Below are 15,610 nucleotides of genomic sequence, written 5' to 3'. Positions count from 1 at the left end.
TGACTCCTTTTTTGCATGTACTGGGCGTCTGAATGAGCAGGTGCTCAATCAAAAGAAAGGGACGCATCCGCTGTCCCTTCCATTGGTATCCATTGTACTATGTTTCACTCATTTTTACGATTCAAAACATGCGCATGGCAGACTTCACTGTATTGTGAAGCATCATGGTAATGGTCATGGGGCCGATTCCACCGGGTACCGGTGTAATCAGGCCAGCCCGGCCCATCACGTCATCGGCAATGACGTCGCCGCATACCCCGCCATCTTCTCCCCTGTTCATACCGGCATCGATGACCAAAGCTCCAGATTTGATGGCTTCTCTACCGATAAACCCGGCCTTTCCTGCGGCAGAAATGAGGATATCGGCCTGCCTGGTGAGGGAAAAGAGATCCTCGGTGTCCGAATGGCATTGTGTTACGGTTGCATTACGGTTCAAAAGCATCGTTCCCAACGGTTTCCCGATCAAGTTGCTCTTACCGATGATCACCACATGACGACCTGCGATGGGGATGTTCTCATGCTGAAGCATATTGGCGATGGCGAGGGGGGCACAAGGGTGGAAGGTTTCCTGGGCAGTTGCCAATCTTCCGATGGAGAGGGGATGAAGTCCATCAATATCCTTCGTCGGGGATACCGCTCCCAAGACATTGGCGGGATCGATATGGCCTGGAAGGGGTAGCTGAACAAGGATACCGTGAATATGGGCGGAATCATTCAGCTGATCGATGAGTGTCACTAGTTGTTCTTCATCGGCCGACTGATAGTGATGGAGTTCGGAATGGATACCCACATCGGCACATGCCTTCTCCTTCAGCCTGACATAAGATCTGGATGCAGGGTTGTCACCGACGAGGATGATGGCAAGTCCTGGTATGATCCCGGATTGTTTCAGGTTCCCGACCCGGGTCTTCAATTCCGAACGCCACTCATTGGAGATCTTCGTACCATCTATGATCCTGGTCGACATCCGCCCAACCCCCTTTTAAATCAATCTTGCTTTACTTTTGATAGCACTCCATTGACGAATTTACTGGACTGCTCGTCCCCAAAAATCTTGGCAATCTCGACGGCCTCGTTGATGGCGACTTTTCCAGGTACGTCTTCTACATGAAGAAGTTCGTAGGTACCGATACGCAAGATATTACGATCAACCTTTGCCAATCGATCGAACGACCATTTTTCAAGATTCCCTTTTATGATTGCGTCGATGGAATCCTGGTGTTCAATGAACCCAAGCACAAGCTGCTGTAGGTAAGCATCCATCTTCTCTTCTTCCAGCACATTCGAAAGAGCCTCCTCCGGCTCGATACCGCTCATATCTATTTGAAATAACGCCTGCAATGCCTTTTCACGGGCAACTCTTCTTTTCATGATAATGACTCCTTTTAATCCAAACTCAATTTACATACCTTTGATAATAGCACAAACCAGCACCAATACGCACGCGTAACTAAAAAAATCAATATTCTAAAAACAAGACTGAGCTAAACCATATTGCTGATTTTTCTATGAAAATGAATGGAACCCCTGCATTAGTGCATTCCTTTTATGTTTCCCTTTAAAACACTGTTTCGGTTATTGACGCAGTACCTTATTGATGAATGCGGTTTTTGCTTCTGTATATTTTTCGCGGTCATGATTAAACTTCTGTGCAATTCTTCTTTTAAGTGCAGCATATTGATCCGCAAGATGTCCATCCGCCCGCGTTCGAAATTCAAGTTGTTCCCCCCACCGTTCTTCTCCTTCTTGCATGAGATGTAAATGAGCTACCCGTTTATCATTCTCCACTTTCACAAAAAATCTTCTCCAATGGTGTTTGTCTAATTCCGGTGGCACATAATGCCAATCGTATAAAGACAAGTTACCCACTACGCCGTCAATCTCTTCGAATGATGAAATGGATGCATGAAATCAATAATGGGCTTAGCAGGCAGATCAGGAATTGCGGTGCTTCCAATATGTTCTACTTCCCTGACTCCCCATGCAGAGAGTATTTGGAGTAGTTCCTTTCTCTCTCGAATGCCTTGATCCATCCAATCGGGGTCTGGATCCTCAATTTCTATTGTTTCATATGCCCACACCGGGATATTTCGCTCATCATCATTGCTCAAATCGTCCATTCTCCTGCAAGAAAACGTGTATTAAGCTCGGAATTTTCCGTCAATTTTAGTTGCACAGAATTCGATCCTTGCCGAAACCTTGCTCTCATTCTTTTCTACATTACGAGTATTCGTTTCATGGGCCAGCGTTCTTTACCATAAAAGCAGGGCGGGTCTCCTAAACTCGAATTTGCCATACGAAAAGAAAAAGGGCAGCCCAAGACAGGCTGCCCTTCCCTATTACATTTCTTCTTCAATCTCAGGTTCGATCCTTTGGTTTTCAAACTGTACGCCGACGATATGAACGTTGACTTCTTCCGCCTCGAGGGCGGTCATGTTCAAGAGTGCCTGACGGATGTTGTCCTGAATCTTTTGAGCGACAGTCGGGATGGATACACCGAACTGCATGATGCAGTATACATCGATCAGGATACCATCTTCAGCAAGTTCCACTTTGACACCTTTACCATGATTTTTCTTACCTAGGCGTTCAACGACACCTGATGCAAAGTTTCCGCGCATCTGTGAGACGCCTTCCACTTCAGAGGCTGCGATGCCTGCAATGACCTCGATCACTTCCGGAGCGATTTCGATCTTCCCAAGTCCGTCTTTACCGTGAGACATCTGTAAAAGATTTTGATTTTCCGCCATTCGTGGTCCCTCCTTGGATTTCTCTAGGATTTCATAATTTCATATTTCTCTAGGAATTTCGTATTGAAATCTCCACCTACAAAGGTTTCATGTTCCAACAGTTTCAAGTGGAATCCGATGGTTGTGTGAACTCCTTCGACAACGAACTCATTCAGTGCACGCTTCATCCTTGAAATGGCTTCTTCTCTCGTAGCCCCGAATGAAATGACCTTCGCGATCATGCTGTCGTAGTAAGGCGGGATCATATAACCAGGATATGCAGCAGAATCGACCCTTACACCTACACCGCCTGGAGGCAGATACATTTCGATCCTTCCCGCAGATGGCATGAAGTTCTTTTCAGGATTCTCCGCATTGATGCGGCACTCGATCGCCCACCCGTTAAAGGTCACATCTTCTTGTGTAAGGGAAAGTTTCTCCCCTGAAGCCACACGGATCTGTTCCTTGATGAGGTCGACACCAGTGACTTGCTCCGTCACAGGATGTTCGACTTGGATACGGGTATTCATCTCCATGAAATAGAAGGATTGCTGATTGTAATCATAGATAAATTCTACCGTGCCGGCACCTGTATAATCAACCGCTTCTGCTGCTTTTACAGCAGCATCCCCCATTCTTTCCCGAACTTCTTCGTTCAAGGCAGGTGACGGGCTTTCTTCAAGGAGCTTTTGCAGACGACGTTGGATCGTGCAGTCACGCTCCCCGAGGTGGATGACGTTCCCGAAATTGTCTGCCATGACCTGGATCTCGACGTGACGGAAATCCTCGATGAATTTCTCGATATAGACACCCGGGTTCCCGAATGCCGTCATTGCTTCCTGCTGGGTGATGTTGACACCCTTCACAAGCTCTTCTTCGGTCTTCGCAACACGGATCCCTTTACCCCCACCACCGGCAGTCGCCTTGATGATGACAGGATACCCCATGGATTCAGCAAGTGCTACTGCTTCTTCTGCATCCTTGACGATCCCTTTGGAGCCGGGAACGACAGGTACACCTGCTTCGCGCATCGTTTCACGCGCCACATCCTTCGTACCCATTTTCGAAATGGCTTCAGGTGATGGGCCGATGAATGTGATGTGGCATTCGCGGCATAGTTCCGCGAAATCAGAGTTTTCCGCAAGGAAGCCATAGCCTGGATGGATCGCATCACAGCCTGTGAGCTTTGCAACAGAGATGATGTTCGTGAAATTCAGGTAGCTGTCTTTCGACGTCTTCGGACCGATACAATATGCTTCATCGGCCAGCTGTACGTGTAGTGCTTCTTTATCTGCTTCGGAGTAGACGGCTACGCTTTCGATGTCCATATCCCGGCAAGCCCGGATGATACGGACGGCGATCTCTCCCCGATTGGCAACTAATACTTTCTTAATCATGAGTCCATTCGCTCCTTATTCAGGTTTCACCAAGAACAATGGCTGACCGTATTCGACCAGTTGACCATCCTTCACTAGGATCTCGGCGATTTCCCCTTTTACTTCGGCTTCGATTTCGTTGAATAGCTTCATGGCTTCAACGATGCAGACAACGGAATTCTCATCCACTTTGGAGCCCAATTTCACATAGGCACCTGATTCTGGTGAAGAGGATTGATAGAATGTCCCCACCATCGGTGATGTGATGGTATGAAGATTCGATTGATCTGCCGGTGCTTCCGCTGCCGGTGCTTCCTGCTTTGGTGCAGGTGCTGCTGCAGCCGGAGCCTGCTGGATTGCCTGAACGGCCGGTTCGCGTACCTCTTGTACGGCTTGTACTTGTTGCACAGCGTTCTTTTTCAACTTGATTTTGGAACCTTCGTGCTCGTATGTAAATTCATCCACACTTGATTGGTCTACCAATTTGATTATTTCCCGGATTTCTTGGATTTTTAACACTACTTTACACCCCTCTTAATGGTTAACTAATTATGACTAGCTACTAATATCATACGATAATATCTAGTCTAAATTCAACATATGATTCTTGACGTGGTGGGACTTACCTATCCCTTACCCTTATTCTAGACCTTTTCAACAAAAAAATAAAATGGTTACCCGAAAAAATGGAGAACAAAAAAAGCCTGACCCCCTTTTCCGGGAAATCAGGCTGTGGACCGGTCTCAATTATTCGGCTGGAACTCTACTGCAACCGGCTTCAATTGACCAACTTCACTTTTGACGAGGCGGATGATTTCATTGGCCTCAGTGGCGCTGTGCTCTTTATCAGACTTGACTGTGATACGGATATTCTCTGCTGATGCCCTCACGAGTGCATCCTTATAGCCCATCGTTTTGATCAGCGTTTCAAGGACTTCTTCTGTCATGGCCGAGTCCTTCAGGTTTTCCATCTCTTCATAGGCAGCACTCTTATCTTCTGCTGAAACTTCCGGATCTCCCACCTTCGCTTCAAGTTCCTCCCTCATCTGATCCCGCTTCTCATTCACTTCGATGCGGAGTGCTTCGAACATTTCATTGCCGGCAGCATCTGTCACCACTTCCACATCACCCGATGTTTCTTTGTCCTTTGCCCCTTTTTTCGCATCTTCTGCAGCGAAATCCGTAGCCTGCTGCGTAGGTGAAGTGATGTAGTATACAGATAGGACAATCACAAGGCTCAGCATTGTCAACAACCATACCGTTTGCTTTTTCAATAACATGTATCGTTTCCCCCTTATTTTTTCGGTAGGACCGAAACCCGATGGCTTGGTACATCCAGCGTGCGGGTCACTGCCTCGATGATCCATTTTTTCAGCTGTATATTATCGGCTCCCTTAGCTACCACCAGGACTCCGCTTACTTTTGGTTTTTTGGTTTCTTTGATGATGGGAACTTCTTTCTCTCCATCACGGATGATCACGATCTGCTCTTCCTTGTTGCTTTCCTGGATGGACCGTTCCCCGCCTTGCTTGTCTACCTCATCGGTCTTCTGGTTGGATTGGGTCGCGTTTTTCTCGAACACCTTGCTCTCGGTTGCTTCGACGTTGACGATGACATGGGCTTCGCTCACCCCGACAATCTGATCGAGCGCTTCCTTGAGCTGATTCTTATAATGTTCTTCATATTCTTTCATCAGCTGCTCCGTATCGGATTCTTTTGACCCAAATGCCGGTACCTCCTCAGGACTACTGGAAACTTCGACGGCATCGTTCTTTGGTACCCATAGATCACTCATCAGCATAAAGGCAACCCCGAGGAGCAAAACGATCAGGACGTATTGATATTTCTTCCCTTTCTTACCTGGCGGAGGGTTTGGCCTTTCTTTTGAAAACCATTCCTTCAATGCTTGAATCGGTCCTTTATCAAGATTCACGGGATGAATTCCCCCCTTCGACTGAAATGATTAGTTGATCTTGGGCTAGATTCCATTTTTCTGCTAAAAATGAGGCGATCCCTGAGTTGTCCTCTGTTCCTTTCCGGCTTACCTTCTGATCTTGTGAATCGATTTCCACCATCTGTACCGCTTCTACCGAATCATTTTTTTCCTCCGTCAGATGAACCGTGACGCTCGTGATGCTCTCGGGCAACCGGTCCAGATCTTCGGCCTGTATGTCCACACTGTCAATGACTTTGTTATGCCGGTCCATCATCTCCTTTTCAGCATCGTTTTTCATTTGGACAGCCATTTGTTCTAAAATATATGCACGCTGTGAAGCTTGTATTTCTTTTTTCTTCGATTCAATCGAATTTTCTACAGATTGACTGGTTGATTGCTTCCAATCCATGGACGCAAGGGCTGCGTCAAAATCGGTTGTGAACAATTTAAGGAGTGGCGTCAAGATGATTGTGATCAGGATGAGGCCAGTGACGATTTTGGCATACTTCTTCATGTTCGAGCTTGGCAGGAGCATGTCGATGACCGTCGCCAAGAGGATGAACACGATGATGTTCGTGATCCATTCGGTTAAAAATGACATCGGGGATCCTCCTTTTGAAAGCTGTTACCGGACCATCATGGTAATGTTCCCTGCAGCCACGATGATGGTGATGCTAAGGAAAAACATGAACGATACGATGGCCAGGGCAGCAAAGACGTAAATAATGCTTTTCGAGATGGTATCGAGGCACTCGATCACCGGTCCTCCCCCAAGAGGCTGGAGAAGGGCGGCAGCCAGTTTGTAGATGAACGCAATCATCAGGATCTTGATGGCCGGGAAGGCAGCGATCAGCAAGATGATGGCCACCCCTGCGATCCCCACGGTGTTCTTAAGGAGGACCGAAGCGCTGATGACCGTGTCGGTTGCATCGGTGAACATCCGACCGATCACGGGTACGAAATTCCCTGTGACGAATTTGGCCGTCCTGATCGACACACCATCCGAGACGGCGGCAGTGGTCCCCTGGACTGAGATCACGCCCAGAAAGATGGTCATGAAAGCGCCCAATAGCCCGATGCTCCACGTTCTGAGGAGCTGTGCGAGCTGCGTGACCTTATAGTGGGTCGATAAGGTGCTCACGATGCTCAGAAGCGTGGACAGGAATAAGAGGGGCAGGACGACATTCTTGATCAATAGACCGCTTGTATTCATGAGGAAGATGATGACCGGATGAAAGAAGGCGGCAGATATGAGGCCGCCTGATGCAGCGATCAATGCGAGCAGGAGCGGGATGAGGGCAATGATGAAATTGACCATGGTGGTGATGGCCTCATACGTATAATCGATGGCCACATGGAAGCTGTTCAGGGCGATGATGATCAGGACCATGAAGACGATTCCATAGGCGACCTTGCTGACATTCCCACCCTCAAACGCATTCTGTAGCGACTGAAGGAACATGCTGAAGATCGTGAGGAGGATCAACGTCCCTAGAAGCTTGCCGTTCATCATCAATTCCTGGAATGCAAAGTGCAGGAGCCCAGTGAACCAGGCTTTGAACGAAAACTCCTTCTCTCCTTTGATGAAGTCGATGAGGCTGCCCTTCTGACTTTCAGGCAGGAATCCCCCGTAATCATCCACAATGCTTGTCCAATATCCTTTCAACTCGTCGATACCGAGATGATCGATCTGCTCATTGATCATTTCATCCTGGAGGCTTGCATCCTCCTCCGCGTTTCCTTCGGCCTGTCCGGTTATAGGGAATAAGAAGATGAGTAATAGGATGAGCACTAGCGTGCGTTGGATGGTTTTCATGATTTCCCCCCTCGGGAACGGTTCAAGTGGACGGGATCATATTGATGATTGTCTCGATGATGACCGTCAATATCGGGATGGCCATGGCAAGGATGAGGATCTTCCCGGCAAGCTCCACCTTGGCAGCGATGGCACCCTCCCCTGCATCCCTCGTGATATGTGCTGCAAATTCAGCTATATAGGCGATTCCGATGATCTTCAGGATCGTCTGGACATACACAAGGTTCACATTTGCATTCGCTGCCAGTTTCTCAAGCATGTGAATGATGGCATAGATCTGATCAATGAGGAACAGAAAGATCGAGCAGCCGACAAAAACGATGAGGAGGAAGGCAAAGTTCGGCTTCTGTTCCTTGATGAGCAAGGCCAGGAAGGTCGAGACAAGTGCGATTCCGACTATCTGGATGATCTCAATCGTCGTTCCCCCCTTTCCTATCCCTGATACAAGAAGACCGATTTGATCTTTTGGAATAATTCATCCACGATGGAGGCCACCATGAACAGAATATAGATGAAGCCGAATAACGTCACCCACTGGGCATATTCCTTCTTTCCCATCTGATCAAGGATCGTGTGCAGGAAAGCCACGACGATCCCCACCCCTGCAATTTTAAAAATGATATCCACGTCTATTCCCATCTTGCGTTCCTCCTTCGCGTCACAGCAGAAGGATGATGAGAAGCAGCCCCGTCAAGAAACCGAGGCTCTTAGTCATCCGTTCATACTTCTTCTGCTTCTCGGCCGCTTCTACTTCTTCTCGTTCCAAGTGCAGCATGGCAAGCCTGATATGCTTTTGTTCCGTGACAATGTCATGACGGCCGAGCGTCTGTCCAAACTGTTTGAGGATTTCGTAATCCTCCTTCTTGAGGGCGGTCATTTTCCATATTACATCCAGGCTTTCCTCCCAAGCCCTCCGCACGGATATTTCCTCCTTGGTCAACTTCCTTGAGAAAGAATCAAAGATCAGGGATACGGGGGATGTAAGCTGCGATGATATCTTCCTGGCCGCTTCATGAAGCGGGGTATGACTATAGGTGATCTCAGCCTCAAGATACTGGAGTGCCGACTTCAATGAGCGTAATTGTTTCGGACGCTCCGTCAGGACTTTTGATAGCTCAAATCCTGCCCACGAAGTGGAGAGGAGAATGAAGATCGCACCGATGATTTTGATCATGTAGCTCTGAGCCTTGATGGTGAAAGCAGCTTGCCATCTGCATCGAGCACACGATGAATCACACCAGGCTCTCCCCCCTTTTTCAGCTCCACGAATCGATCAAATGTACGGAGGGCCATGACATCCCTGATGACCGGGCGCTTTTTCACCTCTTCAAGGGAATCACCGTGGACCGTAGTGATCAAGGTGATCCCTGCATTGACGGCCTCCTGAATGGCGATACCGTCTTCTTGACGGCCGAGTTCATCCACGATAAGCACATCGGGGCTCATGGAACGGATGAGCATCATCATGCCTTCTGCTTTCGGACAGGCATCCAGTACATCGATACGCTGGCCGAATGACAACTGAGGTACACCTTCCACGCACCCTGCAATTTCCGATCGTTCATCCACGATGCCCACTTTCGCCGGTGGGATCCGTTCACCGGGCACCCCGCTTGAAATCATGCGTGCTATATCCCTCAGCAGCGTGGTTTTCCCAGTCTGAGGAGGACCGATGATCATTGTATGTTTCCACCCTCTTCCAGAAAGGTAGGGGATGAGGGGCTCGGCGATCCCGATCTTTTGACGGGCGACCCGGATGTTGAAGGAGGACAGATTCCGTATGCCTTTCACGACTCCTCCTTCGAGGATGACTTTACCGGCAAGACCGACCCGGTGTCCTCCTTCAATGGTGATATATCCTCGCCTCAGCTCCTCTTCCAATGCATAAAACGAGTGCTTCGACAGTTTGTTGATCAGGTTTTCGCTATCTTCTGCGGTGACTGTGTACGGGAGGAAATGGGGCTTCCCTCTCGACGTCACTTCCAGTTCTCTATGGGTTCTTACCCTTATCTCTTCAATGGATTCTAGCAATGGTTGCGGAAGGAGCTGAATATGGCTGGATATAGTGGTGGGAAGCATGGCCAGGATCTCTTGCATGAACGTTACCTCCTAACGAAATTCCATCACGGGATATGTACAAGCTCCCTGATAATACAATGTATTTCGCCAAGGGTCGGTTTATGACAGATTGTTCGGTGAGGTTCGGGAATGGGATTATCAGGGCGGAGAAAGGGAGAGATTCGGGCAAATAAAAAAAAGCCAAGCGGAATTTCCGCTTGGCTTTCTGTTTGGATTATGCGCGTGATACGTATGAACCATCCGTTGTGTTTACAACCAATTTATCCCCTTCATTGACGAAGAAAGGAACGTTCACCACAAGTCCGGTTTCCGTTTTGGCAGGTTTTGATCCGCCGGAAGCCGTATCGCCTTTGATTCCAGGCTCTGTTTCGGTTACTTCGAGTTCAACCGTGTTCGGAAGCTCTACGCCCAACGTTTCACCTTGATACATCATGATGGAAACTTCCATGTTTTCTTTAAGATATTTCAATTCATATTCAATGGAAGGAGCCGGAAGTTCGATTTGCTCGTAGCTCTCGTTGTCCATGAATACGTGCATATCTCCATTCGCATAAAGATATTGCATGCGGCGGTTATCAATTTGGGCTTTGCCCACTTTTTCACCTGCACGGAATGTTTTCTCTTGGATCGCACCTGTACGCAGGTTACGAAGCTTGGATCGTACGAAAGCCGCTCCCTTACCAGGCTTAACGTGTTGGAAATCCATCACGCGCCAGATCCCGTTGTCTACTTCGATTGTTAGTCCTGTACGAAAATCATTAACTGAAATCATGTATGTTCCTCCTACTATATAATAATCCTGTCTGCCATCAGAATGGCAAGATGATCAATTCTTTCGACGAATGCATGAGGTTGTCATTACCATCCTCAGTGATCACCAGATCATCCTCGATCCGCACGCCCCCGACTCCCGGTACGTAAATACCAGGTTCTACTGTGACGATCATACCCGGCTCAAGGGTCGTTTCCGATCTGAATGAAAGCCCAGGACCCTCATGGACCTCAAGTCCGATCCCGTGTCCTAGTGAATGGCCGAAACAGTCCCCATACCCTTTTTCGGTTATGTAGTCTCGACTGATGGCGTCAGCTTCCTTACCGGTCATGCCGGGTTTGATCTGTTCGACAGCCATCAATTGGGATTGCAGGACGATGCCGTAGATTTCCTTCAGCTTCTCGCTGGGCTCACCGACAGAAATGGTCCTTGTCATATCTGAAGCATATCCATTATAGTATGCACCAAAGTCAAGGGTTACAAAATCCCCTTTTTCAATGACTTTCTCGCTTGCCACCCCGTGAGGCATGGCAGAACGGAGTCCCGATGCGACGATGGTATCGAATGAAGAACTGGTCGCGCCTTGCTTCCGCATGAAGAACTCCATTTCATTGGAAACGTCCAGCTCGGTCAAACCAGGTCTGATGTAATCCAGGATATGCTTGAATGTAGCTTCGGCGATGTCCGCAGCATACTTAATTATCTTAATCTCTTCAGGAGTCTTAATCAAGCGTAATTTTTCCACTACACCCGACACCGGGACGAATTCGGCACTCAGGGCAGCCTGATAGGTGGTGAATGCATCATAGGTCATATAGTCCTTTTCGAAGCCGACCGTCTTCAGTCCAAGTTCCTGGACCTGTTTGGCCACCTCGTCGTGAATCGGACCTTTATGCTGGATGATATCATATCCGATGGCCTGCTCCGCAGCCTGCTCGGTATAGCGGAAGTCCGTGATGAATAGCGCCTTATCCGCTGAAATGAGCACCACACCTGCGGACCCCGTGAAGTTGGTCATATAGCGGCGATGGAATTCACTTGTAATCAAGAGTGCATCAATGTTTCGTTCATTCAAAGATTCGCGTAAACGGTCAATTTTTGTCATGTTTATTTCCCTCTCCCCATTCGATAATTGTCCAGTGCATCCATGGCCATTTCGTACCCCAGGAAACCAAAACCTGCAATCTGACCCAACGCTTCAGGAGCGATGACGGACGTATGCCGGAAGGATTCCCGTGCATGGATGTTAGAAATATGCACTTCAATGAAAGGTATGTCCACCGCTGCCACGGCATCACGGATGGCGTAGCTGTAATGGGTGAATGCACCCGGGTTCATGATGATTCCGGCTGCCCCTTCGTCTTCAGCGCGATGGATCCAGTCGATCAGTTCCCCTTCATGATTGGACTGGTATGCTTGAATTGCATATCCCATGGCGCTTGCCTTCCGGCTCAATCGTTCCTCCAGGTCGGCAAGGGTCTCGCTACCATAGATACCGGGCTCCCTTTTTCCGAGCCTGTTTAAATTCGGTCCGTTCAATATCAGGATCGTTTTCTGCATATGTATTCCCCTAAAAAAATAGAATGTTCATCATGAACATTCTATCATAAAGCTATGCTGATACCTACAAAATTGTCTGATAACGGTCCCTCACTGGGAAACCTGGTCTGTACTCCCGTGTTTCGCCCTCAGCTCGTTTTCCTCATACGATATGGAATAACCAATGAAGACGCCGTACAGGATATAGAGACACAAACTGGTCACGAATGTATCCACACCGATCTTCATCAATGAGCCGATGCTCGGGAACAAGGGGTACAGGACGAGGAAGAATAACAGGAACAGAGCCACCCCGTATGCCGCACCTACCCACATGGATTTGAACCTCCTCAGTATGGCATAGTAAACGAAAGCCACTCCGATGGAAATGATTCCGTATGCGAGGATGGCCAAGACCATCCCGATCCACTTGTCGACCCAGTCCCCCGCCGCCCACGGTTCAAAGATGACGGTCGGTTCGATTTTCGTAAAAGAGAAATAATAGCACAGATATGCGATGGCGCTCCAGAATATGCCCCCCATGAATCCCGTGATGACGACAAGTGCCGCAAAAGACAGGGGTTTTTCGCTCTGATTTTGCTCGAGTCCAGGATCCTTTTTGCTCTCTGCACTTCCCTCTTGAACCTTTTCATGCTGTCCTTTTTCTTCTGCCATTAGTATCACCTCCGTCGTAGTATGTCCGAAACGAAAAGGCTCATGCGAGAAAATCGGTGCTCTTTCTAGTGCTTTCTTTCATTTTTTAGTAAAATGGGTATACGCCCGAATAATCGGGAACATCGTGCCTTTGATTTTTTAAAAATAGTAGGTTAAAAAATGTGAAATCGGTCTAAACTATACGTATAGAATGAAAGTCTGCATATATGGTAAGGAGGTGGCTTTGTTGAACGCTCGTAACCTATTCGTCTTTTCCCTTATGATACTCGCCGCAGTGGGACTTGGTTCCCTTCTCATCGGCAATCCCCTGGGTCTTTTGCGACAGATCTTAGTAACCGCCGCCGTGATCGGTATCATCTACTTCATTTACCGCAAGTGGTTCAGCGGTCGCCGTACAGGCAGTAACAACGAGCAAAGAGCGTTTGTTAAAGCGGCCAAAATGTCCAAAAAGAGGCATAAGCGTAAGCCTGCCAGTAAGCCCCAAGTCTCAAACGTGTCAAAGAAACGTCCGGTGCGGAAGAAATCCAGCGCCAATCTGACGGTTATAGAAGGCAAAAAAAGCAAAAAGAACAACCGCGCCTCTTTTTAAAGGAGGAATGGTTGTTCTTTTTTTAATGCCAGTGCTTCAGGAATTCAGCCGTCCTCATCCTCCCATACTCAATGAGCTCCGACTTCCTTGCTCCATCCAGTTCGAAATCGGTGGTCATGACCCCTTCTGTCGGAATGAACACAATATTCCGCTCGTGTTTACGGGAAATGTACCGGGCATCATGGGCATCCCTCATGGTTGTGAATAGCGCCTCATACAACTCAATGGCATTTTTGATCACTTTCTTAGGCTGATCAGTCAGATCGTGACTCAGTTTCACACCAAGAACAGGTCTCTCTGATTTGTTTGTTTCTTTGTCGAACAGCCACATGGGAAAGTTGCTCAGGACTCCACCATCCACGGTTATGCTTGTTCCCTCGAGGGATTTCAACTTCACCGGCTCAAAGAAAAAGGGGAGGTTTGCGCTCATCCGGATCGCCCTTGCAACAGGGAATGTCTCCTTCGGGATTCCGTAGCCATCCAGATCATCAGGAAGGACGATCATCCTTCCGTTGGAAAGATCCGATGCAATGACTCGTAGGGAATGTGGCGGCAGATCCGCAAACGTCTCTACCCCCTTCGCCTTAAGCTTCTCCCCGATCCACGCCTCTAAGGCCTTGCCTTTATACAACCCCAGACGAAAATAGACCATGAACCACTTGATGATCGGCAAGGAAAACGGTGATGCATCCATGAACGTCTTTACGTCGACTTCATCCATCAGCTGCGCGATTTCTTTACTCGTATAACCGGCTGCGATGAAGGCCGATATGATCGCACCTGCACTTGTACCTGCCAACCGCTTGAACGTATATCCCTTTTCCTCCACCGCCTGATAGGCTCCTATGAGGGCAAACCCCTTTATGCCTCCTCCTGAAAATACGCCGTCAATTTCCATCCTTCTCCCCCTTCCATAGGGTGTTATTACATACCTAATGAAGAAAGATGGATTTTAGACGTCATTCATCGAAAGAATTCATTGAGACCGAAAAGGGGAGCGGCACCCGTGTGCTTCTCCCCTTTTGCATGATTTTATTTCACGTAGATCGTTAATGAAAAAAGCACGGATCAGTGTACCAACAACTCTTTAAATGCCTGAACATTCACATCAAATTCCGGAACCGTTTGGCTCTCTTCGGCAAACTTCACCTGTTTCACGACCATTTCATTGAAAGGAGTCGAAATGCCCTTGCTCTCCCCCAGTTTCGGTACAACCCCATTGATGTAGTCAATTTCGGTTTTTCTATTTTTCTCCAGATCCTGCAGCATGCTTGCGCGCAGCAATCTTGATGGCTCCATCACGGCCCTCAGTGTTTGAATGCGGGCTTCGATCTCATGTTCACTTTGCAACTCAAGGGATTCCACGTCAAATCCGCCCATTTTGGCAAAGTGGACACCATTGGCATGTCCAACCTTGATGGTTTCATCTGCGATATGGACGGCACTGGTGATACCCGTTTCATCGTCAAGGATGTCTCCGTATTCACCGTTCAACGCAGCAGATAAACCACTGAAAGCATTATTAATCAATAGCTTCGACCATTTGGTCCCCACCAGATTATCGGAAATATGTGTGCCTCCTACAAGGTCCAGGATGGATTTGATCTCCTGGATCCTGTCAGTTGATTCCCCGTTCAACTCGCCGATCTGAAACGCATACTGTTTGAATTGGCTAAATTCAGTTGTAAGATTCGATACACCCGGTTCTATGAATGTGGCGCCGAATTCAACAGAACCAGCAATCACACGCTCTTTTCCGATAATGGAACCGACCACTTCTTCCGGTATTCCATTTTGAAGGGAACATACGACACTCACCTCATGTAAGAAAGGAAGAAGCTCTTGCAAAACCGCTTTGTTATACAATTGTTTGGTGAGAAGCAGAACCAAATCATAGGTCCCTGCTTTCTCTTCAGGGGTGATGGCTTTGACCCTGGCGTGAAAATCCGTCGTACCGATGACTTTCGCCCCTTCCTGATTCAAGCGTTCGACATGTTCTTTATATGAATCAATCAATTCTACATCCATCCCCCCGTCGGCAAGATATGCTCCGACGATGGTTCCGAGTGAACCTGCTCCCAATACTGCGATTCTCATGA

The 15,610-nt window shown here is 48.1% G+C and carries 20 protein-coding genes and 1 pseudogene; 1 reads left to right on the top strand and 20 read right to left on the bottom strand.

Annotated elements, in window-relative coordinates; genetic code table 11:
* Nucleotides 1-121: 121 nt before the first annotated feature.
* From AF331_RS02560 to AF331_RS02475, 18 genes and pseudogenes are all read right to left on the bottom strand, one after another.
* Entirely contained in the window at nucleotides 122-967 is an 846-nt protein-coding gene (locus AF331_RS02560) for a bifunctional 5,10-methylenetetrahydrofolate dehydrogenase/5,10-methenyltetrahydrofolate cyclohydrolase (RefSeq protein WP_053426622.1), read from the bottom strand.
* Nucleotides 968-987: 20 nt separating this feature from the next.
* The gene (gene nusB / locus AF331_RS02555) at nucleotides 988-1,371 is read right to left on the bottom strand and encodes a transcription antitermination factor NusB (protein ID WP_053426621.1); all 384 of its coding nucleotides are present in this window, start codon (nucleotides 1,369-1,371) and stop codon (nucleotides 988-990) included.
* Between the two features lie 204 nt (nucleotides 1,372-1,575).
* Nucleotides 1,576-2,120: pseudogene (locus tag AF331_RS02550) on the bottom strand (GrpB family protein).
* A gap of 219 nt (nucleotides 2,121-2,339) precedes the next feature.
* Nucleotides 2,340-2,750 carry an Asp23/Gls24 family envelope stress response protein gene (locus AF331_RS02545; protein WP_053426620.1) on the bottom strand — a complete coding sequence of 137 codons (411 nt, stop codon included), beginning with the start codon at nucleotides 2,748-2,750 and terminating at the stop codon, nucleotides 2,340-2,342.
* 23 nt (nucleotides 2,751-2,773) lie between these two features.
* A complete protein-coding gene (gene accC / locus AF331_RS02540) occupies nucleotides 2,774-4,126 on the bottom strand; it encodes an acetyl-CoA carboxylase biotin carboxylase subunit (protein ID WP_048014023.1) in 1,353 nt (450 codons plus the stop codon).
* A 15-nt stretch (nucleotides 4,127-4,141) separates the two neighbouring features.
* Entirely contained in the window at nucleotides 4,142-4,624 is a 483-nt protein-coding gene (gene accB / locus AF331_RS02535) for an acetyl-CoA carboxylase biotin carboxyl carrier protein (RefSeq protein WP_048014022.1), read from the bottom strand.
* 224 nt (nucleotides 4,625-4,848) lie between these two features.
* Nucleotides 4,849-5,385: a SpoIIIAH-like family protein gene (locus tag AF331_RS02530; protein ID WP_048006036.1), complete on the bottom strand. Its 537-nt coding sequence runs from the start codon at nucleotides 5,383-5,385 to the stop codon at nucleotides 4,849-4,851.
* A gap of 14 nt (nucleotides 5,386-5,399) precedes the next feature.
* A complete protein-coding gene (spoIIIAG, locus tag AF331_RS02525) occupies nucleotides 5,400-6,038 on the bottom strand; it encodes a stage III sporulation protein AG (protein ID WP_053426619.1) in 639 nt (212 codons plus the stop codon).
* On the bottom strand, nucleotides 6,028-6,642 hold the full coding sequence (gene spoIIIAF, locus AF331_RS02520; protein WP_053426618.1) for a stage III sporulation protein AF: 615 nt from the start codon (nucleotides 6,640-6,642) through the stop codon (nucleotides 6,028-6,030). The genes spoIIIAG and spoIIIAF overlap by 11 nt, the downstream gene beginning before the upstream one ends.
* A gap of 24 nt (nucleotides 6,643-6,666) precedes the next feature.
* On the bottom strand, nucleotides 6,667-7,857 hold the full coding sequence (gene spoIIIAE / locus AF331_RS02515; protein WP_053426617.1) for a stage III sporulation protein AE: 1,191 nt from the start codon (nucleotides 7,855-7,857) through the stop codon (nucleotides 6,667-6,669).
* A 22-nt stretch (nucleotides 7,858-7,879) separates the two neighbouring features.
* Entirely contained in the window at nucleotides 7,880-8,263 is a 384-nt protein-coding gene (gene spoIIIAD / locus AF331_RS02510; RefSeq protein ID WP_142128645.1) for a stage III sporulation protein AD, read from the bottom strand.
* 26 nt (nucleotides 8,264-8,289) lie between these two features.
* Nucleotides 8,290-8,496, bottom strand: a complete 207-nt coding sequence (spoIIIAC, locus tag AF331_RS02505; RefSeq protein WP_048006041.1) for a stage III sporulation protein AC — start codon at nucleotides 8,494-8,496, stop codon at nucleotides 8,290-8,292.
* 19 nt (nucleotides 8,497-8,515) lie between these two features.
* Nucleotides 8,516-9,031, bottom strand: coding sequence for a stage III sporulation protein SpoIIIAB (spoIIIAB, locus tag AF331_RS02500; RefSeq protein WP_053426616.1), 516 nt, complete (start codon nucleotides 9,029-9,031; stop codon nucleotides 8,516-8,518).
* Complete coding sequence (gene spoIIIAA / locus AF331_RS02495; protein WP_053426615.1) at nucleotides 9,028-9,954, bottom strand: stage III sporulation protein AA; 927 nt, start codon at nucleotides 9,952-9,954, stop codon at nucleotides 9,028-9,030. Before spoIIIAA ends, spoIIIAB begins: the two co-directional genes overlap by 4 nt.
* Nucleotides 9,955-10,150: 196 nt before the next feature.
* On the bottom strand, nucleotides 10,151-10,708 hold the full coding sequence (gene efp / locus AF331_RS02490) for an elongation factor P (RefSeq protein ID WP_048006044.1): 558 nt from the start codon (nucleotides 10,706-10,708) through the stop codon (nucleotides 10,151-10,153).
* A 37-nt stretch (nucleotides 10,709-10,745) separates the two neighbouring features.
* A complete protein-coding gene (locus AF331_RS02485; RefSeq protein ID WP_053426614.1) occupies nucleotides 10,746-11,813 on the bottom strand; it encodes a M24 family metallopeptidase in 1,068 nt (355 codons plus the stop codon).
* 2 nt (nucleotides 11,814-11,815) lie between these two features.
* A complete protein-coding gene (gene aroQ / locus AF331_RS02480) occupies nucleotides 11,816-12,268 on the bottom strand; it encodes a type II 3-dehydroquinate dehydratase (protein WP_053426613.1) in 453 nt (150 codons plus the stop codon).
* Nucleotides 12,269-12,358: 90 nt separating this feature from the next.
* Nucleotides 12,359-12,922 carry a YqhR family membrane protein gene (locus tag AF331_RS02475; protein WP_053426612.1) on the bottom strand — a complete coding sequence of 188 codons (564 nt, stop codon included), beginning with the start codon at nucleotides 12,920-12,922 and terminating at the stop codon, nucleotides 12,359-12,361.
* A gap of 226 nt (nucleotides 12,923-13,148) precedes the next feature.
* On the opposite strand from AF331_RS02475, the gene AF331_RS02470 reads away from it, so the two are divergent.
* Complete coding sequence (locus AF331_RS02470) at nucleotides 13,149-13,511, top strand: SA1362 family protein (protein ID WP_053426611.1); 363 nt, start codon at nucleotides 13,149-13,151, stop codon at nucleotides 13,509-13,511.
* Between the two features lie 22 nt (nucleotides 13,512-13,533).
* Here the strand turns inward: AF331_RS02470 and AF331_RS02465 are convergent, their stop codons facing one another.
* Both AF331_RS02465 and AF331_RS02460 read right to left on the bottom strand, forming a co-directional pair.
* Nucleotides 13,534-14,409, bottom strand: coding sequence for a patatin-like phospholipase family protein (locus tag AF331_RS02465; protein WP_053426610.1), 876 nt, complete (start codon nucleotides 14,407-14,409; stop codon nucleotides 13,534-13,536).
* Between the two features lie 170 nt (nucleotides 14,410-14,579).
* Nucleotides 14,580-15,608, bottom strand: coding sequence for a ketopantoate reductase family protein (locus AF331_RS02460; protein ID WP_053426609.1), 1,029 nt, complete (start codon nucleotides 15,606-15,608; stop codon nucleotides 14,580-14,582).
* Nucleotides 15,609-15,610 lie beyond the last annotated feature (2 nt).

Source organism: Rossellomorea marisflavi, from assembly GCF_001274775.1.
GTDB lineage: Bacteria > Bacillota > Bacilli > Bacillales > Bacillaceae_B > Rossellomorea > Rossellomorea marisflavi.
This window is presented reverse-complemented; position numbering and strand designations above follow the sequence as displayed.